This window comes from Streptomyces sp. NPDC039424, assembly GCF_055639495.1.
Genome location: NZ_JBVKAI010000004.1, coordinates 428,329 through 450,861, shown reverse-complemented (window position 1 = coordinate 450,861; position 22,533 = coordinate 428,329). Strand labels below are relative to the sequence as shown.

Below are 22,533 nucleotides of genomic sequence, written 5' to 3'. Positions count from 1 at the left end.
TCTTTCGGGGCCGGTCAGTTCTGGTCGCTCTGGCAGGTCGGGCACCAGAAGAGGTTGCGGGCGGCGAGGTCGGCGGTGCGGATGCCGTCGCCGCAGATGTGGCAGGGCAGGGTGGCCCGGCGGTAGACGTACACCTCGCCGCCGTGGTCGTCGACGCGGGGCGGGCGGCCCATCGCCTCCGGGGTGTGCTCGGGGCGGACGGTGTCGATGCGGTTGTTGCGGACGCCCTCGTGCATGAGCTCTACGAGGTCGGTCCAGATCGCGTCCCACTCGGTGGGGGTGATGTCCCGGCCCGGGCGGTACGGGTCGATGTTGTGCCGGAAGAGGACCTCGGCGCGGTAGACGTTGCCTACGCCCGCGACGACCTTCTGGTCCATGAGGAGGGCGGCGATCGTCGTACGGCTGCGGGCGATTCTCCTGTACGCGGATTTCGGGTCGGCGTCCGGGCGGAGGGGGTCGGGGCCGAGGCGCTCGTGTATCGCCTGCTTCTCGGTGTCCGTGATCAGGGCGCAGGTGGTGGGGCCGCGGAGGTCGACGTACGAGGTGGCGCCCGCGAGGCGGAGGCGGACGGTGTCGGTGGGCGGGGGTGCGGGGGTGTCGCCGAAGGTGACCTTGCCGAAGAGGCCGAGGTGGATGTGGATCCAGTCGGCGTCCCGGAAGCGGAGGAAGAGGTGTTTGCCGTGGGCCTCCGTGCGGGTGAGCTCCGCTCCGGTGAGGAGGTCGGCGGCGGCGGTGAACTTGCCCTGGGGGCTGGTGATGTGGGGGGTCGTGCCGGAGAAGTGGGCGGCGTAGTCGTGCGCCAGCCGGTGGATCGTGTGCCCTTCTGGCACGGTGACCGTCCCTTTCCCTGGGGGGTTGCCCCAGACCCCGCCAAGGGCTGCGCCCCTGGGCCCGCCTTGCCCACCCACCCGCCCGACTCGGTCGGCCGAGAGGTTGCCCCGCCCTGGGGCTCCGCCCCAGACCCCGCCAGGGGCTCCGCCCCTGGGCCCCGCTTGCCCACCCACCCACCCGACTCGGTAGGCCAAGAGGTGACCCCGACCTGGGGCTCCGCCCCAGACCCCGGCGGGGACTGCGTCCCCTGCACCCCTCGCGGGGCTCCGCCCCTGCACCCCGACGGGATCGGTCCCACACCGCCTCTCAGCCCCGGCCGGCACCATCCAGCCCGTCCGGCGCTCGAGGGCGCGGCGGTGGGTCAGTCCTGGTGGGGGTGGTGGGGCGGGATGGGGGGCAGCGTGCCCTGCGTCTCGTACTCGGAGAGCATGTCGATGCGGCGGATGTGGCGCTCGTCGCCGGAGAAGGGGGTGGCGAGGAAGGTCTCGACGAACTTGGTCGCCTCGTCCTGGGTGTGCATGCGCGCGCCGACGGCGACGACGTTGGCGTTGTTGTGCTGGCGGCCGAGGGAGGCCGTCTCCTCGCTCCAGGCGAGGGCCGCGCGGACGCCCTTGACCTTGTTGGCGGCGATCTGCTCGCCGTTGCCGGAGCCGCCGATCACGATGCCGAGGGAGTCGGGGTCGGCGGCCGTGCGCTCGGCGGCGCGGAGGCAGAAGGGGGGGTAGTCGTCCTGGGCGTCGTAGATGTGGGGGCCGCAGTCGACGGGGTCGTGGCCCGCCTCCTTGAGCCATTCGACGAGGTGGTTCTTGAGTTCGAAGCCCGCATGGTCGGAGCCGAGATAGACGCGCATGGGACGAGTGTGACACGGCTGTTTCGGGGCAGCAGCCTCGGGTGGCTCGAAGGAAAGATGTGAGTAAAACCATAGAAGCTCAAGGAAACCTCAAGTAACAATCCGGAATCAGAGGTTCCCCAATTCCTTCGCCTCGGATTCACTGGACCGACTCGTACAAGGCCGCACAACGGCGCGTCCCCCCGCGTACGGGAAACCGCTCAACAGGCGCAAAGGAATTCCGTCCATGACCCCTGGTTCCGGACTTCAGGCAGGACTCAAGAACCGGCATCTGTCGATGATCGCCATCGGCGGTGTGATCGGTGCGGGACTGTTCGTCGGCTCCAGCACCGGTATCGCCACCGCAGGACCCGGCATTCTCCTCTCGTACGCCCTCGTCGGCACGCTCGTGGTGCTGGTGATGCGGATGCTGGGCGAGATGTCGGCCGCCAACCCCACCTCCGGCTCGTTCTCCGCGCACGCCGACCGCGCGCTCGGCCGCTGGGCCGGGTTCTCCATCGGCTGGCTGTACTGGTTCTTCTGGGTGGTGGTGCTGGCCGTGGAGGCCACCGCCGGTGCCAAGATCCTGGAGGGATGGGTTCCCGCCGTCCCGCAGTGGGGCTGGGCCCTGATCGTGATGATCGTGCTCACCGCCACCAACCTGGTCTCCGTCGGCTCCTACGGCGAGTTCGAGTTCTGGTTCGCCGGGATCAAGGTCGTGGCGATCGCCGCCTTCATCGTCGTCGGCGGGCTGGCCGTCTTCGGCGTGCTGCCGGGCGCGCACAGCGACAAGGCCGGCCTCGGCAACCTCACCGCCCACGGCGGCTTCCTGCCCCACGGGCCGGGCGCCATCCTCACCGGCGTACTGCTCGTCGTCTTCTCCTTCATGGGCAGCGAGATCGCCACGCTGGCGGCCGGTGAGTCGGAGAACCCGCAGCAGGCGGTCACCAAGTCCACCAACAGCATCATCTGGCGGATCGGCGTCTTCTACCTCGGCTCGATCCTCGTGGTCGTCTCCCTGCTGCCGTGGAACGACCCGTCCATCAAGAAGGACGGCTCGTACGTCGCCGCCCTGGACTCCCTCGGTATCGCGCACGCCGGTCAGATCATGAACGTCATCGTGCTGACCTCGGTGCTGTCCTGCCTCAACTCCGGCCTCTACACCGCCTCCCGGATGGCCTTCTCGCTCGGCGAGCGCGGTGACGCGCCGAAGGCGTTCGCCCGCACCACCTCGCGCGGTGTGCCGCTGGCGGCGATCGTCGCCTCCGTGGTGTTCGGCTTCGTCGCCGTCTTCTTCAACTACAAGTACCCGGACACGATCTTCAACTTCCTGGTCAACTCCAGTGGTGCGGTCGCCCTGTTCGTCTGGCTGGTCATCTGCTTCTCGCAGCTGCGCATGCGCAGGATCATCCAGGCCGAGGCGCCGGAGAAGCTGGTCGTGAAGATGTGGCTGTACCCGTACCTGACCTGGGCGACGGCCGGGCTGATCGTGTTCGTCCTCGGCTACATGCTGACCGACACCGCGGGCCCGAACAGCGGGCGGACCACCGTGCTGCTCTCGCTGCTGGTCGCGGCGCTCGTGGTCGTGGTCGCCGTGGTGAAGGAGAAGGTGCTCGCGGGCCGTCGGGCTCAGGGGGCCGTCGACGCCCCGGCGGACAAGGTGTCCGTCTGATCCGTTCGGTTGCATGAGGGGAGGGAGCCTGCCGGGCTCCCTCCCCTTCGCTTGTTCACAGGACGGTGAAGCTGTCCTTGACCCTGTCGTACGTCTTCAGCGCCTGGGGCTCGATCTCCGGCTGGTACCAGGTGTTGACCTGGTACGACTTCCCGTTCGCGTCGAAGCCGAGCAGCAGGGCGTGCCAGGCGACGCCCTTGAGCGTGAAGGTGTACTCCCAGACCACCGCGGGGTGGCCGCGGAAGGTCGTCTCCTCCAGGCGGATCTTCGCGTAGTCCCGGCCCTGCCGGGCGTTGCGCTCCGAGCCGCGCCAGGTGTCCAGCAGGCCGCCGCGGGCCAGGGAGGACTTGGCGACCAGTTCCTGGCGGCCGTCGGGAGAGGTGTAGTGCACCTCCGCGCCGGTCTTCACGTCCCGCCGCCAGCCGTCCGGCGTCCGCCAGGCGAACCCGCCCGCCTCCCGGTGCGCGCCCGGCGGAAGGCTCTGCGGGCGGGAGGTGCCCTGGACGGTGGGTGAAGGGCTGGTGGGCCCGGCGGAGGTGGTGGTCGAGGGTCCCCCCTGTGTGTCGTCCCCCGGCCGGCCGGCCGACGTGGCGAGCAGGATCGCGGCCACGGCGGCGGCCAGGACTCCGAAGGCGGCGAGCAGCGCGGTGCGGCGGTGGCCGTGACCGGGGGCGGCGGGAGCGGGAGCCACCCTGATCCCTGCCTCGACCTCGGCCTCGGGGGGCGTGGCGGGGCCGGGGGTAGCTGCCGTCTCGGCGATGGGATCCGGCTCCGTCTCGCGATCCGGCACCCGGAGGGCCGGTGCGGGCGGCACGGATGCCAGTGGGCGCAGGGCCGCCTCCACCTCCGTCAGGTCCGGGCGGGTCGACGGGTCCTTTTCCAGGAGAGCGGCCAGGAGGTGGCGCAACGGGCCTGTGGTGGGCGGAAGTTGCGGTTCCTCGTAGAGGACGGCGTGGAGGGTGGCGAGGGTGGTGTCGCGGGAGAAGGGGGAGCGTCCGGCCAGGGCCGCGCAGAGGGTGGCGCCGAGGGACCAGAGGTCGGAGGGCGGGCCCTGGGGGCGGCCGGAGATGCGTTCGGGTGCCATGTAGTCGGGGGAGCCGACCAGCATGCCTGCCATGGTGAGCGCCTTGGTGTCCTGGATGGCGGCGATGCCGAAGTCGGTGAGGACGACCCGGTCGCCGGCCGGCTCGACCAGGACGTTGCCCGGTTTGATGTCCCGGTGCAGCACGCCCCCGGCGTGCACCTGGCGCAGGGCCGCCACCAGCCCCAGCCCGATCCGCGCCGCCTCGCGCGGGGCCAGCGGCCCCTGCGTCGCCATGATCTGGTCCAGGGAGCGTCCGGCGACCAGCTCCATGACGATCCACAGGCGTTCGCCCTCGTCGACGACGTCGTAGACGCGTACGACGTTGGGGTGGTCGATCCGGGCCGTGGCCCGTGCCTCGCGCAGCGTGCGTTCGCGCCGGGTGCGCGCGTCCTCCGCGTCGAGTCCGTCTATGCGCATCTCCTTGACCGCGACCTGACGGCCCAGCATGTCGTCGACCGCACGCCACACCCGCCCCATTCCCCCCTGGCCGATACTCTCGGCCAGCCGGTAGCGCCCGGCCACCAGTAACCCTGGAAAACCGCCGCTCCTCGTGTTTCCCGTGTATCCCGCACTTCCCGAATTCCCCGACAATCCGCCGCACCCCCCTCAACGACCGCCCCAGCCGAAACACAATGGTCACACTTCATGCCGTACCAGCATAGTGCGGAGAAATCTTGTGGTACCTCTTCAAGTACTGCGAATTCAGGCGCAGTCCAGGGGGTTCAAGGGGGACGAACATGAGTTCTCGTCGGATGGCGGCCATCACGGGATCGCTGCTCACGGCATCTTTCGCGGCCTTGATGATCTTGCCGTGCACGGCCGTCGCGGACGACCAAGGACCGGCAAGTGGTAAGGGGGGAAAGGCAGTTGACGAGGCGCCGGCGGGTGTGAAACTGAGCACCACGCTGCCGTCGAGCATCTCGGTCGACAACAGCTCACAAAAGACGGCGATTACCGCCACGGTGAAGAACGACGGAAGCAAGGACAGTGGGGATGTCAGGCTTTTGGTGGTCGGTTTCGACGGTCTGAAGGTCAACGACGTCAAGGGCTGCTCGGCGCTCGCGAAAAAGGACCTGCCGGAGGGTTCGAACAGCGGTTTCAACTGCCCGGTCGGCTCGCTCGCCGCGGGCAAGTCCAAGTCGTACGCGGTCGACGCCACGTACGACCTGGGCAAGGCCGGGAAGATCTGCCTGCCAGTTCAGACCACCGACGGGAAGAAGACCTTCTGGCAGCAGGGACCGGTGCCGTTCGGGACGACCAACCCGTCGCCGAACGCCCCGGCCACCCCGCTGCTGCTCGGCACCGACAACAAGCCGGTGGGGCCGGGCGGCGACCAGCTGCCCAGGACCGGCGCGGGCCGTGACGTACTGCCGCTGGGCGCGGCCGGGGCCGCGCTGATCACGGCCGGCGCGGCCGGACTGTGGTGGTCGCGGCGGCGGTTGCGGCAGGACTGAGTCGACCGCGTCACCCGGGCGCGCCGACCGGCCGCATTACCTGACGGCAGGTGTCAGGTAATGCGGCCATCCTCGTGTCATGAGCTTCGTGGACAACACCGCAGACCCGCGCACCCTCCGCCCCGGCGACTCCGGCTACGACGAGGAGGTCGCCGGCTTCCAGACCGGCTTCGTCCAGCGTCCCGCCGTGGTCTTCGCCGCCGCCTCGGCGGACGACGTGATCGCCGCCGTGCGGTACGCCGCCGCCGAGGGCCTGCCGATCGGTGTCCAGGCCACCGGGCACGGGCTGCCCGGCGCGTCGGAGGGCGGGGTGCTCGTCACGACCCGGCGCATGGACCGGGTGACCGTCGATCCCGAGGCCCGGACCGTCCGGGTTCAGGCGGGCGTGCGCTGGGGGCAGGTGGTCGCGGCGGCCGAGCCGTACGGGCTGGCGCCGTTGAACGGCTCCGCGCCGGGTGTGGGCGCCGTGTCGTACACACTGAGCGGCGGACTGGGCATCCTGGCACGGGAGTTCGGGTACGCGGCCGACCATGTGCGTTCGCTGGACGTGGTCACGGCGGACGGGGAGCCGCGCCATGTGACCCGGGAGTCCGACCCCGACCTGTACTGGGCGCTGCTGGGCGGCGGGCACAACCTCGGCGTCGTCACGGAGCTGGAGATCGACCTCGTACCGGTGCGCACCCTGTACGGCGGTTCGCTCGCCTTCGACGGGCGGGAGATCGACCCGGCGGTGGTGCTGCGGGCGTACGAGGAGTGGACGCGGACCGTGCCGGACGGGCTGACCTCGTCCTTCGCCGCCGTACCGTACCCGGACGTCCCCGCGCTGCCGCCGCATCTGCGGGGGCGGTACGTCGTCTCGGTGCGGGTCGCGTACACGGGAACCGATGGGGACGAACTCGTCGCCCCGCTGCGGGAGCTCGGGCCGGTGCTCGGCGACTCGCTGCGGGAGATGCCGTACGCCGAGAGCCACACCATCCACAGCGATCCGGACTTCCCGCACGCCTACTACGGCGACAGCGCGGTGCTGCGCGAGCTGGACGTCGCGGCGGTCGGTGAGCTGCTGGAGCGCACCGGGCCGGGCGCCGCGGCCATGTGCGTGGTGCAGATCAACCATCTGGGCGGGGCGCTCGCCGTGCCCGCGCCGAACTCGGTGCCGTACCGCGAGGGGCGGTTCCTGGTGCGGCTGCTGGCCGGGGGTGAACGGGAGAAGGCGCGGGCGGTGCTGGACCCGGCGTTCGCGCTGCTGGCGGACGCGCGCCTGGGCCGGGCGCTCAACTTCGCCTTCGGGGCCGGGGACCGGGCCGAGGGACTGTACGACGACGGGACGCGCAAGAGGCTCGCCGGGCTGAAGGAGCGGTACGACCCGGCGAACCTCTTCCGCAGGAACTACGGGATCAGCGCTCGGTGAGCTTCCAGGCGGTGGGCAGCAGACCCATCGCCAGGGCGGCCTTCAGGGCGTCGCCGATCAGGAACGGGGTGAGTCCGGCCGCGATCGCGGCGGACGCGGAGATGTCGGCGGCGTAGGCCAGGTAGGGGACACCGACGGCGTAGATGATCGCCTCGCCCAGGATCATCGTGCCCGCCATGCGCCAGACGCCCCGGTCGGCGCCGCGGCGGGCCAGCGCGCCGACGACGGCGGAGGCGAGCAGCATGCCGAGGATGTAACCGAAGGACACGGCGCCGGAGCCGGAGGTGCCACCCGCGAACCACGGCACCCCGGCGACGCCCGCGAGCGCGTACAGGGCGAGGGAGAGGAAGCCGCGGCGCGCGCCGAGGGTCGTACCGACCAGCAGCGCGGCGAAGGTCTGGCCGGTCACCGGCACCGGGGAGCCCGGCACCGGGACGGAGAGCTGGGCCGCGAGACCGGTGAGCGCGGCGCCGCCCAGCACGAGCGCGACGTCGCGGACGCGCGACGCGGGCAGGAGGTCGGCGAGGACTTCACCGGGGCGAGCGGTGGCGGTGGCGGTGCTCATGGGGACTCCGCGAGAGATGTGGGCAGGTGGGAACACGGTGACGCTATACCGGCGGCCTCGAGCCGATCACCGTCAGCGCTCGACAAAGGCTGGAACGCGTGCTTGGTGGGCTCCGGACAAAGGATGGGGGTTACACCGGGTACGGCGTGACAACGGTCACTGAGGCAGGGATGTTCGGCTCACCTCGCGGGCCGTTGACGGACTGTGGGATCCCACCAAATGAACCCTAGTGGTCTGGTCGGATTCACCCTTCCTGCCCTACCCTTCCAGCCATGGTTGCCCAGGCCCGGAACTTCACGTCGCGTCGCTATGTCGACCTGCGACGCCAGGGCACGGCCACCTGTCGCCGCCCGGTCTGAGGCGCGCGGAGCGGTTTCGGCACGCCTCGACCTTCCGAGACATGTCGGCCCCGTTCCCGAGGACGGTCTCCCATGCCCCGTACCGCGGCCCCCCTGCTCACCTCTCCCGTCCCCCGCGCCGCCGACGGCGACCGGCGCCGGACCAGCGCCAGCGTCGTGCTGCGGTCCGTGCTGGAGCACGGGCCGGTGGCCCGCAGCACCATCGCCCGGCTGACCGGGCTGTCCCCGGCGTCGGTGACCGACTACTGCGCCCGCTTCACCGAACTCGGGCTGATCCGCGAGTCCGCCGCGCCCCGGCGGTCGAACGGGGTGGGGCGGCCCCATGTGCCCGTCGACCTGGACGACTCCCGGTTCGTGGTGGGCGGGGTGCATGTCGCCGTGCCGTACACGACGGTCGCGCTCCTTGACCTGCGCGGGCGGGTGCTGGCCCGGCGGGAGCTGAAGCACGAGCGCACCGACCCGGGATGGGTGCTGGCGCGGGCCGCCGACGGGCTGGCGGCGCTGCTCGCCGAGGCCGGGAGCGTCAGACCGCTGGGTGTCGGGGTGGCGGCCGGGGGCTGGGTGGACCGGGACTCCGGGACCATCGTCGAGCACGCGCTGCTGGGCTGGCGGGACGTGCCGGTGCGCGAGGTGCTCGGCGTGCGCACCGGGCTGCCCGTCCATGTCGACGGGCACGCGCGGGCGTTGGTCAACGGCGAGCGGCTGTTCGGGCGGGTGCGGGGCAGCGGGAGCGTGCTGCACCTGTTCGTCGGCAACGTGGTCGACGCGGCCTTCGCCACCCATGACGCGGTGCACTACGGGCCGCGTTCCCAGGCGGGCGCCATCGCCCATCTGCCGGTGCCGGGCGGCACCGAGCCCTGCGACTGCGGGCGCACCGGCTGCCTCCAGGCCGAGTTGAGCGAGCGGACCCTGTGCCGGCGGGCCCGGGAGGCCGGGATCGTCGACGGGGTGAACCCGATACACGTGGTCGGCGCGGCGGCGGCCGGGGACGCGGTGGCGGTACGGCTGCTGGTGGAGCGGGCCACGATGATCGGGCGGGCGGCGCGGCTGCTGCTGGACGTGCTCAACCCGGAGACGCTGGTGGTGACCGAGGTGGGGATCATTCATCGCGAGGACTGCCTGAGCGCGTTGCGGGAGGCGGTCGGCGAGGACCGTTCCGGGGATGTTCTCCCGACGAGTTTTCCGGACTCCGTGCTGGCGGTGGCGGGTGGTTCGGTGGTGCTGGACGTGCTCTACCGGGATCCGCTGGCCACCTCACCTGATGCTATTTAATTCAGAAACTCTGAATGTTGACAGGGCCTGCTCATGGCCGGGAACATCCTGGTCATGACCTGTCGCACCCTTTGTTGCTGACGTGTTGACGCGCCGCGAAGCGCGTATCTCCCCTGCGTGAATTCCCCTTCCCCGGCCTTCTGCTGCCCGGAATTCCGCACGCATTCCCACCTGCCTGCACATAACAACTCAGGGAGCACTCCCATGTCTTCTCCGCCTGTTTCCGGCTTTGACCGCCGCCTGTTTCTCACCTCACTGCTGGGCGCCACCGCGGCGGCGGCCGGCCTGAGCGGCTGCGCGGGCGGCAGTGCCGCCGCGGACACCGAGAGCGTCTCCACCGAGCCGCTCGCCGACAAGGTCCCCGCGGGCACCAGCCTGAAGATCGCCTCCTATCTGAACCAGCAGCAGCTGCAGTTCAGGCTGGCGAAGCTGCCCAAGCTGCCGTTCACGGTGTCGAGCTGGGTGAACATCGGGGCCGGTCCGGACGTCATCAACGCCTTCCGCGCGAAGTCCCTGGACCTCTCCAACAACGCGGGCATCCCGCCGATCCAGGCGCACTACCAGGGCTTCGACGCGAAGATCGTGGCGATCGACATCACCCGCAAGCCCAACTACCTGTTCGCCACCAAGCCCGGCAGCGACATCCGCACGGTCGAGGACTTCAAGGGCAGGAAGCTCGCCTTCTCGCAGGGGCAGGCCCAGGGTGTGGTGCTGCTGCGGGCGCTGAAGCAGGCGGGCCTGAAGTACGACGACGTGAAGCTGGTCCCGCTCACCAGCAACCAGTTCCTCACCGCCCTGCAGTCCGGGCAGGTGGACATCGCCCCGCTCGCCATCAGCCAGGCCCCGGCGTACCTGAAGCAGTACGAGTCGAAGGGCGCACGCCTCATCAAGACCGACGTCGTCGACCTGCTCAACCTGCTGTGGGCGCCGCAGTCCGTGCTGAACGACTCCGCGAAGGCCGCCGCGGTCGCCGCGTACATCCCGCAGTGGGCCAAGGGCCAGGTGTGGCAGTACGAGCACCCGGACGTCTGGAACGAGGAGTTCTACGTCAAGACCCAGAACCTGACCCTCGCCCAGGCCAAGTCGATCAGCGACCTCGCCAACAAGCCCTTGTTCCCGCCCAGTTGGGACGAGGCGATCAAGTGGGAGCAGGAGACCGCCGATCTGCTCGCCGAGGGCGGCTTCGTGAAGAAGTTCGACGTCTCCTCCCTCTTCGACCACCGCTTCGAGTCCATCGCCGCCAAGGCCGTACCGGCGGAGTACCGGAGGTGAGCGCCCTGACCACCACCGTGAGCACGACCGCCGCCATCGCCGCCGAGGACGAGGCCCACCGGGTCCGCCGGCGCCGCCGCCTCTCCCCCGGCCGGCAGCTGCCCGCCGCCCGGCTGATCGGCCCCGCCGTGCTGGCCGCCCTGTGGGCGGTCGCCTCCGCCGCCGGGGCCCTCGATCCCGGCGCGATCCCGGCCCCCTGGACGGTCCTGAGGACCACCGGCCATCTGTGGACGGACGGCACCCTCCCCACCGACGTGCTGACCTCGCTGCGACGGGCCGCGTACGGCTTCGCGATCGGCCTGACCGCCGGCGTCGCCCTCGCGCTCGCGTCGGGGCTCAGCCGGGTCGGGGAGGCGCTGATCGACGGGACCGTGCAGCTCAACCGGGCGATCCCGACCCTCGGTCTGATCCCGCTGTTCATCCTCTGGCTGGGCATCGGCGAGACCTTCAAGATCGCCATCATCGCGATCGTCGTCTACATCCCGATCTACCTCAACACCCACGCCGCGCTGTCCGGCATCGACAGCCGGTACGTCGAACTCGCCGAGGTGCAGGGACTGTCGAGGCTCGCGTTCATCCGGCAGGTCGTCATCCCCGGGGCGCTGCCCGGATTCTTCGTGGGACTCCGGCTCGGCGTCACCGGGTCCTGGCTCGGTCTGGTGGTGCTGGAGCAGATCAACGCCACCAGCGGCCTCGGCTACATGATGTTCCAGGCCCAGAACTACGGCCAGACCGACGTGATCCTCGTCGGCCTGCTGATCTACGGCGTCTTCGGCCTGATCTCCGACAGCGTGGTCCGTCTCATCGAACGGAGGGTGCTGTCGTGGCGCCGCACACTGAGCAGCTGACCCGCCCGGCCGTCCGGCTCCGGGGCCTGACCCGGTCCTTCGCGGGCCGTACGGTCCTCGACAACATCGACCTCGACCTGCCCGCCGGGCAGTTCACCGCCCTGCTCGGCCACAGCGGCTCGGGCAAGTCGACGCTGCTGCGGGCGGTGGCGGGCCTGGACCACGGTGTCGAGGGCAGTGGGCAGCTCACCGCGCCCGAACGGGTGTCCGTGGTCTTCCAGGATTCGCGGCTGCTGCCCTGGCGCCGTGTCCTGCCCAACGTACTCCTCGGCACCGAGGGCAAGGACGCCGAGGAGCGCGGCCGGGCCGCACTGGAGGAGGTGGGCCTGAAGGGCCGCGAGCGGGCCTGGCCCGGCGAGCTGTCCGGTGGTGAGGCCCAGCGCGCGGCCCTGGCCCGCTCCCTCGTCCGCGAGCCCGAACTCCTGCTGGCCGACGAGCCGTTCGGCGCGCTGGACGCGCTGACCCGGATCAGGATGCACAACCTGCTCAGGACGCTGTGGGAGCGGCACCGGCCCTCGGTGCTGCTCGTCACCCACGACGTGGACGAGGCGATCGTGCTCGCCGACCGCGTCCTCGTCCTCGACTCCGGCCGCATCGGCCTCGACCTGACCATCGACCGCCCGCACCCGCGCTCCTACCGGGAGCCGGTCCTGGGCGAGTACCGGGAGCGGCTGCTGGCCGCGCTGGGCGTGACCGAAGACGCCGGGTGATCGTCGGCTGTGGTGACCGTCCCTGGGGGGGGCTGCCGCCCCCGGACCCCCGCTTCGGCCCTGAACGGGCCTCGTCCTCAAACGCCGGACGGCTGATTCTCCCCCGGCACTCGTCAGCAAAGGACACCGAATGACCCGCCGACTCCACCTCAACGCGTTCCTGATGAACACCGGCCACCACGAGGCGTCCTGGCGGCTCCCGGAGAGCGACCCGTACGCCCACGTGGAGCTGAGCCACTACGTCGGCCTGGCCCGGATCGCCGAACGCGGCACCTTCGACTCGCTGTTCCTCGCCGACGGCCCCCAGCTGTGGGGCAACATCGCGCAGCGCCCGGCCGGGGCGCTGGAACCGCTCACCCTGCTCACCGCGCTGGCGACGGCCACCGAGCACATCGGCCTGATCGCCACCGCCTCCACCTCCTACAACTCCCCCTACAACCTGGCCCGCAAGTTCGCCTCCCTGGACATCATCAGCGGCGGCCGGGCGGGCTGGAACATCGTCACCACCGCCGGTGCCGAGGCCGCCCGCAACTTCGGCCTCGACGCCGAGCCCGCGCACGCCGAGCGGTACGCCCGCGCCGCCGAGTTCCTCGACGTGGCCCTCAAGCTCTGGGACAGCTGGGAGGACGACGCGATCGTCGCCGACAAGGCGTCCGGCGTCTGGGGCGACGACGCCAAGATCCACCCGCCCAGGCACCAGGGCAGGTACTTCAGCGTCGAGGGCGCCCTCAACGTGCCCCGCTCCCCGCAGGGTTACCCCCTGCTGGTGCAGGCCGGCTCCTCGGAGGACGGCAAGGCCTTCGCCGCCCGCTACGCGGAGGCCGTGTTCACCGCCCAGCAGACGATCGAGGACGCGCAAGCCTTCTACGCCGACCTCAAGTCCCGTACCGCGCGGGCCGGAAGGGACCCCGGGCACATCAAGGTGCTGCCCGGCATCGTCCCCGTACTCGGCTCGACGCGGGCCGAGGCGCGGGCGGCCGAGCAGGTCCTGGAGGACCACATCGTGTACACGCACGGAGTGGGCCGCCTGGAGAGCCTGCTGCAGCTGGAGCCCGGAACCCTGGAGCTGGACGCCCGGCTGCCCGCCGACCTTCCCCCGGAGAGCGCCGTCGAGGGCGCCAAGAGCCGCTACACGCTCGTCGTCGAACTGGCCCGGCGCGAGCGGCTCACCGTCCGGCAGCTGATCGGGCGGCTCGGCGGCGGGCGCGGGCACCTCACCTTCGCCGGGACGCCCGAGCAGGTCGCCGACGAGATCGAGCGGTGGTTCACCCAGGGCGCCGCCGACGGCTTCAACATCATGCCCGCCGTGCTGCCCTCCGGTCTGGAGGCCTTCGTCGAGCACGTCGTCCCGATCCTGCGCGCCAGAGGCCTGCTCCGCACCGAATACGGCCCCCGCCAGACCCTGCGGGAGCGCTACGGCCTTCCCCGCCCCGCCAACCAGCACCTCTCCGACTCGTCCGGTCCCGCTCCCGCCCCCGCTCCCGCCCTCGTCTGAAAGGACACTCCCATGACCGACATCAAGATCACCAAGGTCACCGCCAACATCGGCGCCCAGGTCTCCGGCGTCGACATCTCCAAGCCGCTCGGCCAGGAGGCCGTGGCCGCGATCCGCGAGGCGCTGGGCCTGCACAAGGCCCTGGTCTTCGACGACGTCGACCTCGACGACGAGGGCCAGCAGGCCTTCGCCCGCCACTTCGGCGACCTGACCACCGCCCACCCGACGGTCGGCGCGGTCGACGGCGCCCCGAACGTGCTGCCCGTGGACAGCGAGCGGGGCCGCGCCAACCACTGGCACACCGATGTCACCTTCGTCCTCAACCCGCCGCAGGCCAGCACCCTGCGCTCCCTCACGATCCCGCCGTACGGCGGCGAGACCCTGATCGCCAGCTCGGCCGCCGCCTACCGCGACCTGCCCGAGCCGCTGCGCCGCCTGGCCGACACCCTGTGGGCCGAGCACACCAACGACTACGACTACGCGGTGCCGGACGAGGAGATCGACGCGGAGAGGGCCGCCCAGCGCGCCCAGTTCACGTCCATCAAGTACCGCACCGCCCACCCGGTGGTCCGCGTCCACCCGCTGACCGGCGAGCGCGGGCTGTTCATCGGCGGCTTCGCGCAGCGGATCGTCGGGCTGTCGGCGGGTGAGTCCCGCAAGATCCTCGACCTGTTCCAGTCGTACGTCACCCGCCCGGAGAACGTCCTGCGCTGGCGCTGGTCGGAGAACCAGCTGGTCCTCTTCGACAACCGCATCACCCAGCACTACGCCATCGACAACTACGACGGACAGCCGCGCCGCCTCCACCGGGTGACCGTCGCCGGAGACGTCCCCGTCGGCATCGACGGCAAGGAGAGCTACTCCATCGAGGGCGACGCCTCGCACTACACGCCCGTGCACACGCCCGCGCGCCAGCCGGTGGCCGCGTAACCGCCCGCTCACCGTCCGTACGGCGGACGTCCGGATAGTGGTCGGCCCCTCCGCGTGAGCGGAGGGGCCGACCACACTGTGGGCGTTTTTGCCCATCTATCGCACTGGACGAGCCGCGCCCATGCCCAGCACCACCGTCAAGGCCCCACCGGAGTCCGACGCCCCCCTGTCCCACGGCCTCAAGCAGCGCCACCTGTCGATGATCGCCCTCGGCGGCGTGATCGGCGCGGGCCTGTTCGTCGGCTCCGGCGCGGGCATCGCCGCCGCCGGGCCGTCGATCGTCGTCGCCTACACCCTCTCCGGCCTCCTGGTGATGCTGGTGATGCGGATGCTGGGCGAGATGTCGGCCGCGTACCCGTCGTCGGGCTCCTTCTCCGCGCACGCCGAGCGGGCGATCGGCCCCTGGGCGGGCTTCGCAGCGGGCTGGTCCTTCTGGGTGCTGCTGTGCACGGCGGTCGGCCTGGAGGGCATCGGCGCCGCGCACATCGTCACCGGCTGGCTGCCGGGCACCCCCGAGTGGGCCTGGGTGGCGCTGTTCATGGTGGTGTTCTGCGGCACGAACCTGGCCGCCGTGAAGAACTTCGGCGAGTTCGAGTTCTGGTTCGCCGCGCTGAAGGTGGGCGCGATCAGCCTCTTCCTGGTCCTGGGCGTGCTGGCCATCGCCGGCGTCCTGCCCGGCACCGACTCCCCCGGCGCCGCCAACCTCACCGACTTCCTGCCGCACGGCAGCGAGGGCCTGGTCATCGGCCTGCTCGCCTCGGTCTTCGCGTACGGCGGCCTGGAGACCGTCACCATCGCGGCGGCCGAGTCGGAGGACCCGGTGCGGGGCGTGGCGAGCGCCGTCCGTACGGCGATGTGGCGCATCGCGCTGTTCTACATCGGCTCCATGGCGGTGGTCGTCACCCTCGTCCCGTGGGACTCCGAGGCGGTCGTGGAGAAGGGCCCGTACGTCGCCGCGCTCCAGCACCTCGGCATCGACGGCGCCGACCAGGTCATGAACGTGGTCATCCTGGCCGCCCTGCTGTCCGCCATGAACGCCAACATCTACGGCTCCTCGCGCATCGCCTACTCCCTCGTCCGACGCGGCCAGGGCCCGAAGGCGCTGGCGAGGGTCTCCGGCGGGGTGCCGCGCGTCGCCGTCCTCACCTCCTGTGTCTTCGGCTTCGTCTGCGTGCTGCTCAGCTACTGGCGGCCGGACGACGTCTTCCCCTGGCTGCTGAACATGATCGGCGCGGTGATCCTGGTCGTCTGGATCTTCATCGCCGTCTCCCAGCTGCTGCTGCGCCGCCGCGTGGAGCGAGAGGCGCCCGAGAAGCTGGTCGTGCGGATGTGGGCGTTCCCGGTGCTGACCTGGGTGGCGCTGGCGGGCATGGTGGCGATCTTCGCCCTGATGGCGAGGGAGCCGGACACCCGCGTGCAGCTGTACTCGACCGGCGGGATGACGCTGTTCCTGGCGGCGGTCGGGTACGCCTGGCAGCGGGCGCGCGCTAAGTCCTGATCCTCGGGGGCGAGCCCGGGTCCACCGATCGGTGGACCCGGAGTTCAACCGGGTGCCCGTGTCCCCCAACTGCCTTGCGCAGCAAGGCTGTAGGGCATGAAATCACTGACTGTACGCATCGCGTGCTGGAGTGCGCGGCACCCCTGGAAGGCGGTCGTCGGCTGGCTGCTGTTCGTCGCGTTGTGCCTGGGTGCCGGCAGCGCCGTCGGAATCGACAGCGCCAGGACGGCCGACTACCGGGTCGGCGAGGCGGGCCACGCCGAGGCCATGGCGGCCGAGGGGCATCTGGAGCGCCTGTCCACCGAGCAGGTGCTGATCTCGGCGCGCTCGGGCGCCCTGGACGACCGGGCCGCCGCCTCCGCCGCGCGGGACCTGAGCGCCCGTATGAAGCGGCTGCCCGAGGTCGCGGGCGTGGCCGCGCCGGTACGGTCCTCCGACGGCCGCGTCCTCATGGTCGAGGTGTCCGTCAAGGGTGAGGAACGGGACGCCAAGGACAAGGTGGACGCGCTTCTCGCGCAGACCACCGCCGTCCAGGAGGACCACCCCGGGCTGCTGCTCCAGGAGACCGGGTCCCCCTCCATCAGCAAGGGGGTCGACCAGCAGCGCGGCGACGACCTGGCCCTCTCCGAGAAGATCACGCTGCCGGTCACCCTGGTCACGCTGCTGGTCGTCTTCGGCTCGGTCACCATGGCCGCGGTACCGCTGCTGCTCGCGCTGTCGTCGATCGCGGCGGCCGTCGGACTGTCGATGGTCGCCTCGCACCTGACTCCGGACGCCGGGGTCGGCACGAACGTGATCCTGATGATCGGGCTCGCGGTCGGCGTCGACTACACGCTGTTCCACCTCAAGCGGGAGCGGGAGGAGCGGGCCCGCTTTGGTGGCCGGCTCGGCTCCGAGGCGCTGGTGGAGCTGGCCGCGGCCACCTCCGGGCGGGCCGTGGTCGTCTCCGGGCTCGCGGTCGTCGCCTCCACCGCCACCCTGTACCTGGCCTCCGACGTCATCTTCTCCTCGCTCGCCACCGGCACGGTCGTGGTCGTCCTGGTCGCGGTGGCCAGCTCGCTGACCGCCCTGCCCGCCCTGCTGACCCTGCTGGGCAGGCGGGCCGAGCGGGCGGCGCGACGGCGGGCGGCACGCGGGAAGCCCGCCCGGCGGATCCGGAGCGAGGACGGCGGCCGGTTCTGGCCGGCGCTGCTGCGGCCCGCCGCCCGGCACCCGCTCGCCACGCTCTGCTGCTCGCTCATCGCCCTGCTCGCCCTCGTCCTCCCGCTCACCGGCCTGAAGATCACCGAGATGAGCCGGGACACGCACTCCCGCGCGATCCCCGCGATGCGGGTGTACGACCGGCTGAACGAGGCGTTCCCCGAGCATCGGGTCACCCACCAGATCGTCGTACGGGCCGACGCCGCGCAGGCCGCCGAGGTCGGCACCCGACTGCGCGCACTGGCCCGGCGGGCCGCCGCCGACCCGCTGTTCACCGACGCCTCCCGGATCCGGGTCTCCGCCGACCACCGGATCGCCACCCTGGAGCTGAGGGTGCCCCACCTCGGCAACTCCCGGCAGGCGTACACCTCCCTGGACCACCTCCGGGACGACTACCTGCCCGCCACGGTCGGCGAGATCCCGGGCGCCGAGTACGGCGTGACCGGCGACGTCGCCCGCTACACCGACTATCCGGCCCACCAGAACGGCAAACTGCCCCTCGTACTCGGGGCGTTGCTCCTGGTGACGTTCCTGATGACGCTGTACGCGTTCCGCTCCGTCGTCCTCGGCCTGATCGGCGTCGTCCTGAACCTGCTGTCGGCGGCGGCCGCGCTCGGACTGCTGGTCCTGGTCTTCCAGCACACCTGGGCCGAGGGACTGCTGGACTTCCGCTCCACCGGATCGGTCGGCTCGCGCGTGCCGCTGTTCCTGTTCGTGATCCTCTTCGGGCTGTCGATGGACTACCAGGTGTTCGTGGTCAGCCGGATCAGGGAGGCGGTCGTCGCCGGTACGCCCACCCGGCAGGCGGTGCTCGACGGCATCCGCAGGTCCGCGAGCGTGGTGACCAGTGCCGCGGTCGTCATGACCACCGTCTTCGTCAGCTTCGTCTTCCTGCACATCATCGAGATGAAGCAGATCGGCTTCGTCCTCGCGGCGGCCGTGCTGCTCGACGCCTTCGTGGTACGTGTCCTGATCCTGCCCTCGGCGCTGCTGCTGCTCGGCGAGCGGAGCTGGTGGCCGGTGAAGGCGGGACGAACCGCCGAACTCCCCGCCGACCACGCGCTGGCCGACGTACGTTGACCGTCATGACCGCTCTCGCCGGGCCCGCCTCCGACGCCCTCTGGGCCACCGCACTGCGCAGATGGAACGCCGTGTGCTGGGTGCTGTTCGCCGCGATGGCCGTGGGTATCACCGCGCTGGGCGACGGCGGGAGCAGGTACGCGGCACTCGCGCTGCTCGGCGCCGTCACGGTGAGCTTCGCCGTCCTGCACCGCTTCCCGGACAACTCCGTCGTACGGCCGCACGGATACCTCATGGTGCTGGCACTGGCGCTCGGCGGCCTGGCGTATCTGCGCACCAGCTACGCGGCGCTGTTCATGGTGACGTTGCCGCACTACTGGATGTTCGGGCGGACCCCGAGGATCTCGCTGGGATTCCTCGGGCTTGCCACCGCGACCACGCTGACCTGCAGCTGGATGCGGCAGGGCTGGTCGGGGGAGTTCTTCGGCGAGACCGTCGTGGGCACGCTGATCGTGGTGGCGGTGGGGGTGCTGATCGGGCTGTGGGCGCGCGCGGTGGTCGAGCAGAGCACCGAACGCGCCCGGCTCATCGTCGAGTTGGAGCACACACAGGCGGAGCTGACCGAGGCGCACCTGCGGCAGGGCGCGGCCGACGAGCGGGAGCGGATGGCACGGGAGATCCACGACACCCTCGCGCAGGGCTTCGCGTCCATCGTGGTCCTCGCCGAGGCCGCCCGGGCGGGGCTCGCCACCGATCCCGCCCGGACGTCCCGGCAGCTGCGGTCCATCGAGTCCACCGCGCGGGAGAACCTCGCCGAGGCCCGGGAGCTGGTCGGCTCCGGCCGGCAGCCGGGAGGGGCGGCGGCCGGTTCCGTGGCCGACACCCTGCGCCGGATCCTGGACCGGTTCGCGGAGGACACCGGGCTCACCGTGGAGGCCGAGCTGGCCGACCTCGACTGCGACCAGCCGACCCGGATCGCGGTGCTGCGCTGCACCCAGGAGTCCCTGGCCAACGTGCGCAAGCACGCCCGCGCCTCCACGGTCGGCGTGGTGCTGGCCCGGCGCCCGTACGGGGTGGAACTGGAGGTCACCGACGACGGCACCGGGTTCGTGGTGGAGACCTCGACGGGGTTCGGGCTGGACGGTATGCGCAAACGGCTGGCGGAGCTGGGCGGCCGGCTGACGGTGACCAGTTCGGTCGGGGACGGGACACGGATCCTGGCGGTGCTGCCGTCGGGCGGGGAGGGGGCGGTATGAGCGGGGACAGGCTGCGGGTCGTCGTGGTGGACGACCACACCGTGATGCGGGCCGGGGTGGTCGCCCTGCTCGACGGCGAGGAGGGTATCGAGATCGTCGGCGAGGCGGGTGACGGCCGCGCGGCCCTCGACCTCGTGGCCCGGCACGCCCCCGACGTGGCCCTGGTCGACCTGCGGATGCCGAAGCTGGACGGTGTCACCACGACAACGGAGATCGTCGCCCGCCACCCGCGCACCCGGGTACTGATCCTGACGACCTACGACACCGACGCCGACATCGAACGGTGCGTCGAGGCCGGCGCCATCGGCTACCTGCTGAAGGACACCACCCGCGAGCAGCTCGCCGACGCGATCCGGGCGGCGGCGCGCGGGGAGACCGTCCTGGCGCCCCGGGTGGCGGAGAAACTGGTCGCCCGTATGCGGCGCCCGGCGCAGGAGCCGCTGACCGCCCGCGAGACCGATGTCCTCGGCGCGGTCGCCGACGGGCTGACCAACGCCGAGATCGGCCGCCGCCTGGTCATCTCGGAGGCCACCGTCAAGACACATCTGCTCCGGCTGTTCGCCAAGCTGGACGTGAACGACCGGACGCGGGCGGTGGTGGTGGCGATGGAACGGGGGCTGCTGCCACGGCCCTGAACTACGGCTCGCAGGGCACGTTCAGCGACAGCAGCGAAGCGGTGTCCCCGTCGATACGGACCTCGCTCACCGCCCCGTTCCGCAGCCGCGGGAACACCCGGCGGTACTCGGCGGGCGGGATGGACAGCAGCGAGCACAGCACCAGCCGCAGCAGGGTGTTGTGGGCGACGACGAGGACGCGTTGCCCGGGGTGGGCGGCGGCGATGCCGCGCAGGGCGGCCGTGCCCCGGGCGGCGGCGGCGCGGGGGTCCTCGGCGCCGGGGAAGGGGTGGGCGACCGGGTCGGCGCGGAAGGCGTCCGCGGCGGCCGGGTCCTCGGCGGCGAACTCGGCGAGCGTACGGCCCTCCACCACCCCGAAGTCGCATTCCCGCAGGCCCGGTTCGCGGTGCGGGGTGAGCCCGAGGGCGCGGCAGGCGGGCTCGGCGGTGGCGACCGCCCGGGAGAGCGGGGAGGTCCAGATCGCGTCGAGCGGGTGCGCGGCGACCCACCGCCCGAGTGCCTCGGCCTGCTCCCGGCCGGTGTCGGTGAGCGCGATGTCGCTCACCCCGGCGTAGCGGTTCTCGGCGTGCCAGACGGTCTGCCCGTGCCGGGCCAGCAGGAGTGCGGTGCTCATGAGTCGGCAGTATTCCGGTCGAGGCGGGCGCGTGCGTGCGCGGCGACCGGTCCGGGCAGCCAGCCCCGCGCCTCCAGCCCGTCGAGGAGGCGGGCGTACGGCTCGGTGAAGCGGGCGGGGCGGCCCGGGCGGGGCTCGACGACCGTGCGGACGCGGACCATGCGGTCGGCGGCGTCGGCGAGGGTGGGTGCGGCGCCCGTGCCGTAGGCGGCCAGCGCGGCCATACCGAGGGCGGGTTCGGTCTGTTCGGGCACCCGGGCGGGGCGGCCCAGGATGTCGGCGCGGAGCTGGTTCCAGTAGGCGCTGCGGGCGGCTCCGCCGGTGAAGGTGAGGGGGCCGTCGAGGGGGGCGCCGAGGTGGTGGAGGTAGTCCAGGCAGAGGCGTTCCACGAGGCCCACGCCCTGGAGGAGGGCGGCCCAGAGGTCGGCGTCCGACACCGGGTCGCCGAGGAGGAGGGCGGTGGCTGCCGGGGAGCGGAACGGGAAGCGTTCGCCCGGGGAGACCAGCGGGTAGGCGACGGCGTTCGAGGGCTCGAAGGCGGCGGCGCGGGCGTCCAGCGCGGCCGGGTCGGCGCCCGGAAAGCGCGCGGTCAGCACCCCGGCGCCGACGCTGGAGGCGCCGCCCGGCAGCCAGCTCCCGTCCGGCGCGCGGTGGTTGTAGACCACGCCGGTCTCGTCGCGCACCGGGACCGGGGAGGCCCCCTTCAGCACCAGCGTCGTCCCGAGCACCGAGTTCCAGGCCCCCGCGCGCAGCGCCCCGGAGGCGATCTGCGCCGCGCATCCGTCGGTCATGCCCGCGATGACGGGCGTGCCGGCGGGGATGCCGGTGGCCTCGGCGGCGGCCGGGCAGACCTCGCCGAGGCGGGTGCCGGGGCGGACGACGCCGGGGAGGAGGCCGGCCGGAACCCCGGGGACCTCGGGCCAGGCGTCGCGGCGAAGGTCGTACGCCGTCTTCAGGGCGTGGCTGGAATCGGTGGGGACCGGGTGACCGACGAGGCGGGCGTTGATCAGGTCGGGCTGGTGGGCCACCTTTCCGGAGTCACCGCTGCCCAGCAGCCACAGCACCTTCGGCAGCGCCCAGGTGTCCTGCACCGCGAGCCCCGCCGCCCGCAGGCGCGCCGCCTGCGCCGCCGCCCGTCCGTCGTCGTACATCAGCGCGGGCCCGAGCGGCAGCCCGGCCGGGTCCGTCAGCAGCACGGTCCCGGAGGTCCCGCACACCGCCAGCCCGCCGACCGGGCACCGTACGGGCAGCGCCTGCCGGGCGGCGGCGCACACCGCCTCCCACCACTCCCCCGGCTCCTGTTCGTGCCGCACCCCCTGCCGCCGTCCGTGCCGCAGCGGGGCCGAGCCGCTGCCGAGTACGCGGCCGTCACCCGTCACGAGCAGCGCGCGAACGCCCTGCGTCCCGAGGTCGATTCCCAGCCACGCCCCGTCCCCGGATTCCATCCGGACCTCCCACACTTCGCGAGCGGATCTGTGAACTTCCCACTCTGCACTGGGATTTCCCCCTGCACGAGGGATTGACGGCCTTCTTCCGCCGTTACACCCTCTGTTATCGACTCGACTCGACGTGTTAACCCCGA

19 protein-coding genes are annotated in these 22,533 nt (G+C 71.8%); 13 read left to right on the top strand and 6 right to left on the bottom strand.

Features of this window, described 5'->3' with window-relative positions:
• Window positions 1-14: 14 nt before the first annotated feature.
• Window positions 15-830, bottom strand: coding sequence for an Fpg/Nei family DNA glycosylase (locus ACZ7L0_RS13330; RefSeq protein ID WP_471242567.1), 816 nt, complete (start codon window positions 828-830; stop codon window positions 15-17).
• A gap of 362 nt (window positions 831-1,192) precedes the next feature.
• Complete coding sequence (locus ACZ7L0_RS13325; protein WP_471242566.1) at window positions 1,193-1,681, bottom strand: ribose-5-phosphate isomerase; 489 nt, start codon at window positions 1,679-1,681, stop codon at window positions 1,193-1,195.
• Between the two features lie 226 nt (window positions 1,682-1,907).
• On the opposite strand from ACZ7L0_RS13325, the gene ACZ7L0_RS13320 reads away from it, so the two are divergent.
• Entirely contained in the window at window positions 1,908-3,332 is a 1,425-nt protein-coding gene (locus tag ACZ7L0_RS13320; RefSeq protein ID WP_471242565.1) for an amino acid permease, read from the top strand.
• A 55-nt stretch (window positions 3,333-3,387) separates the two neighbouring features.
• Here ACZ7L0_RS13320 and ACZ7L0_RS13315 read toward each other — a convergent pair whose 3' ends face one another.
• Window positions 3,388-4,938, bottom strand: coding sequence for a serine/threonine-protein kinase (locus ACZ7L0_RS13315; protein WP_471242564.1), 1,551 nt, complete (start codon window positions 4,936-4,938; stop codon window positions 3,388-3,390).
• A 215-nt stretch (window positions 4,939-5,153) separates the two neighbouring features.
• Here ACZ7L0_RS13315 and ACZ7L0_RS13310 point away from each other — a divergent pair, with 215 nt between their 5' ends.
• Both ACZ7L0_RS13310 and ACZ7L0_RS13305 read left to right on the top strand, forming a co-directional pair.
• Window positions 5,154-5,870 carry an LPXTG cell wall anchor domain-containing protein gene (locus tag ACZ7L0_RS13310; protein ID WP_471242750.1) on the top strand — a complete coding sequence of 239 codons (717 nt, stop codon included), beginning with the start codon at window positions 5,154-5,156 and terminating at the stop codon, window positions 5,868-5,870.
• Window positions 5,871-5,949: 79 nt separating this feature from the next.
• A complete protein-coding gene (locus ACZ7L0_RS13305; protein ID WP_471242563.1) occupies window positions 5,950-7,278 on the top strand; it encodes an FAD-binding oxidoreductase in 1,329 nt (442 codons plus the stop codon).
• Here the strand turns inward: ACZ7L0_RS13305 and ACZ7L0_RS13300 are convergent.
• Window positions 7,265-7,843: a biotin transporter BioY gene (locus tag ACZ7L0_RS13300; protein WP_471242562.1), complete on the bottom strand. Its 579-nt coding sequence runs from the start codon at window positions 7,841-7,843 to the stop codon at window positions 7,265-7,267. The two genes, ACZ7L0_RS13305 and ACZ7L0_RS13300, sit on opposite strands and share 14 nt — an antisense overlap.
• A 431-nt stretch (window positions 7,844-8,274) precedes the next feature.
• On the opposite strand from ACZ7L0_RS13300, the gene ACZ7L0_RS13295 reads away from it, so the two are divergent.
• The 10 genes from ACZ7L0_RS13295 to ACZ7L0_RS13250 all read left to right on the top strand — a co-directional run bounded on the left by ACZ7L0_RS13295 (window position 8,275) and on the right by ACZ7L0_RS13250 (window position 20,338).
• Complete coding sequence (locus tag ACZ7L0_RS13295) at window positions 8,275-9,474, top strand: ROK family protein (protein WP_471242561.1); 1,200 nt, start codon at window positions 8,275-8,277, stop codon at window positions 9,472-9,474.
• A 204-nt stretch (window positions 9,475-9,678) separates the two neighbouring features.
• Window positions 9,679-10,746: an ABC transporter substrate-binding protein gene (locus ACZ7L0_RS13290; RefSeq protein ID WP_471242560.1), complete on the top strand. Its 1,068-nt coding sequence runs from the start codon at window positions 9,679-9,681 to the stop codon at window positions 10,744-10,746.
• Entirely contained in the window at window positions 10,743-11,594 is an 852-nt protein-coding gene (locus ACZ7L0_RS13285; protein ID WP_471242559.1) for an ABC transporter permease, read from the top strand. Before ACZ7L0_RS13290 ends, ACZ7L0_RS13285 begins: the two co-directional genes overlap by 4 nt.
• Window positions 11,570-12,304, top strand: a complete 735-nt coding sequence (locus tag ACZ7L0_RS13280; protein WP_471242558.1) for an ABC transporter ATP-binding protein — start codon at window positions 11,570-11,572, stop codon at window positions 12,302-12,304. The genes ACZ7L0_RS13285 and ACZ7L0_RS13280 overlap by 25 nt, the downstream gene beginning before the upstream one ends.
• Before the next feature lie 130 nt (window positions 12,305-12,434).
• Window positions 12,435-13,799, top strand: coding sequence for an LLM class flavin-dependent oxidoreductase (locus ACZ7L0_RS13275; protein WP_471242557.1), 1,365 nt, complete (start codon window positions 12,435-12,437; stop codon window positions 13,797-13,799).
• 12 nt (window positions 13,800-13,811) lie between these two features.
• The gene (locus ACZ7L0_RS13270) at window positions 13,812-14,729 is read left to right on the top strand and encodes a TauD/TfdA dioxygenase family protein (RefSeq protein WP_471242556.1); all 918 of its coding nucleotides are present in this window, start codon (window positions 13,812-13,814) and stop codon (window positions 14,727-14,729) included.
• Between the two features lie 121 nt (window positions 14,730-14,850).
• Window positions 14,851-16,227, top strand: coding sequence for an amino acid permease (locus tag ACZ7L0_RS13265; protein WP_471242555.1), 1,377 nt, complete (start codon window positions 14,851-14,853; stop codon window positions 16,225-16,227).
• A 96-nt stretch (window positions 16,228-16,323) separates the two neighbouring features.
• The gene (locus tag ACZ7L0_RS13260; protein ID WP_471242554.1) at window positions 16,324-18,507 is read left to right on the top strand and encodes an MMPL family transporter; all 2,184 of its coding nucleotides are present in this window, start codon (window positions 16,324-16,326) and stop codon (window positions 18,505-18,507) included.
• Window positions 18,508-18,512: 5 nt separating this feature from the next.
• On the top strand, window positions 18,513-19,703 hold the full coding sequence (locus ACZ7L0_RS13255) for a sensor histidine kinase (RefSeq protein WP_471242553.1): 1,191 nt from the start codon (window positions 18,513-18,515) through the stop codon (window positions 19,701-19,703).
• A complete protein-coding gene (locus ACZ7L0_RS13250; RefSeq protein WP_471242552.1) occupies window positions 19,700-20,338 on the top strand; it encodes a response regulator in 639 nt (212 codons plus the stop codon). Before ACZ7L0_RS13255 ends, ACZ7L0_RS13250 begins: the two co-directional genes overlap by 4 nt.
• A gap of 1 nt (window position 20,339) precedes the next feature.
• On the opposite strand, the gene ACZ7L0_RS13245 is transcribed toward ACZ7L0_RS13250, so the two are convergent.
• Both ACZ7L0_RS13245 and ACZ7L0_RS13240 read right to left on the bottom strand, forming a co-directional pair.
• Window positions 20,340-20,951 carry a histidine phosphatase family protein gene (locus ACZ7L0_RS13245; RefSeq protein WP_471242551.1) on the bottom strand — a complete coding sequence of 204 codons (612 nt, stop codon included), beginning with the start codon at window positions 20,949-20,951 and terminating at the stop codon, window positions 20,340-20,342.
• Window positions 20,948-22,396 (bottom strand): FGGY-family carbohydrate kinase, encoded by a 1,449-nt coding sequence (locus ACZ7L0_RS13240; protein ID WP_471242550.1) that lies wholly within the window; start codon window positions 22,394-22,396, stop codon window positions 20,948-20,950. Before ACZ7L0_RS13240 ends, ACZ7L0_RS13245 begins: the two co-directional genes overlap by 4 nt.
• Between the last annotated feature and the right edge of the window lie 137 nt (window positions 22,397-22,533).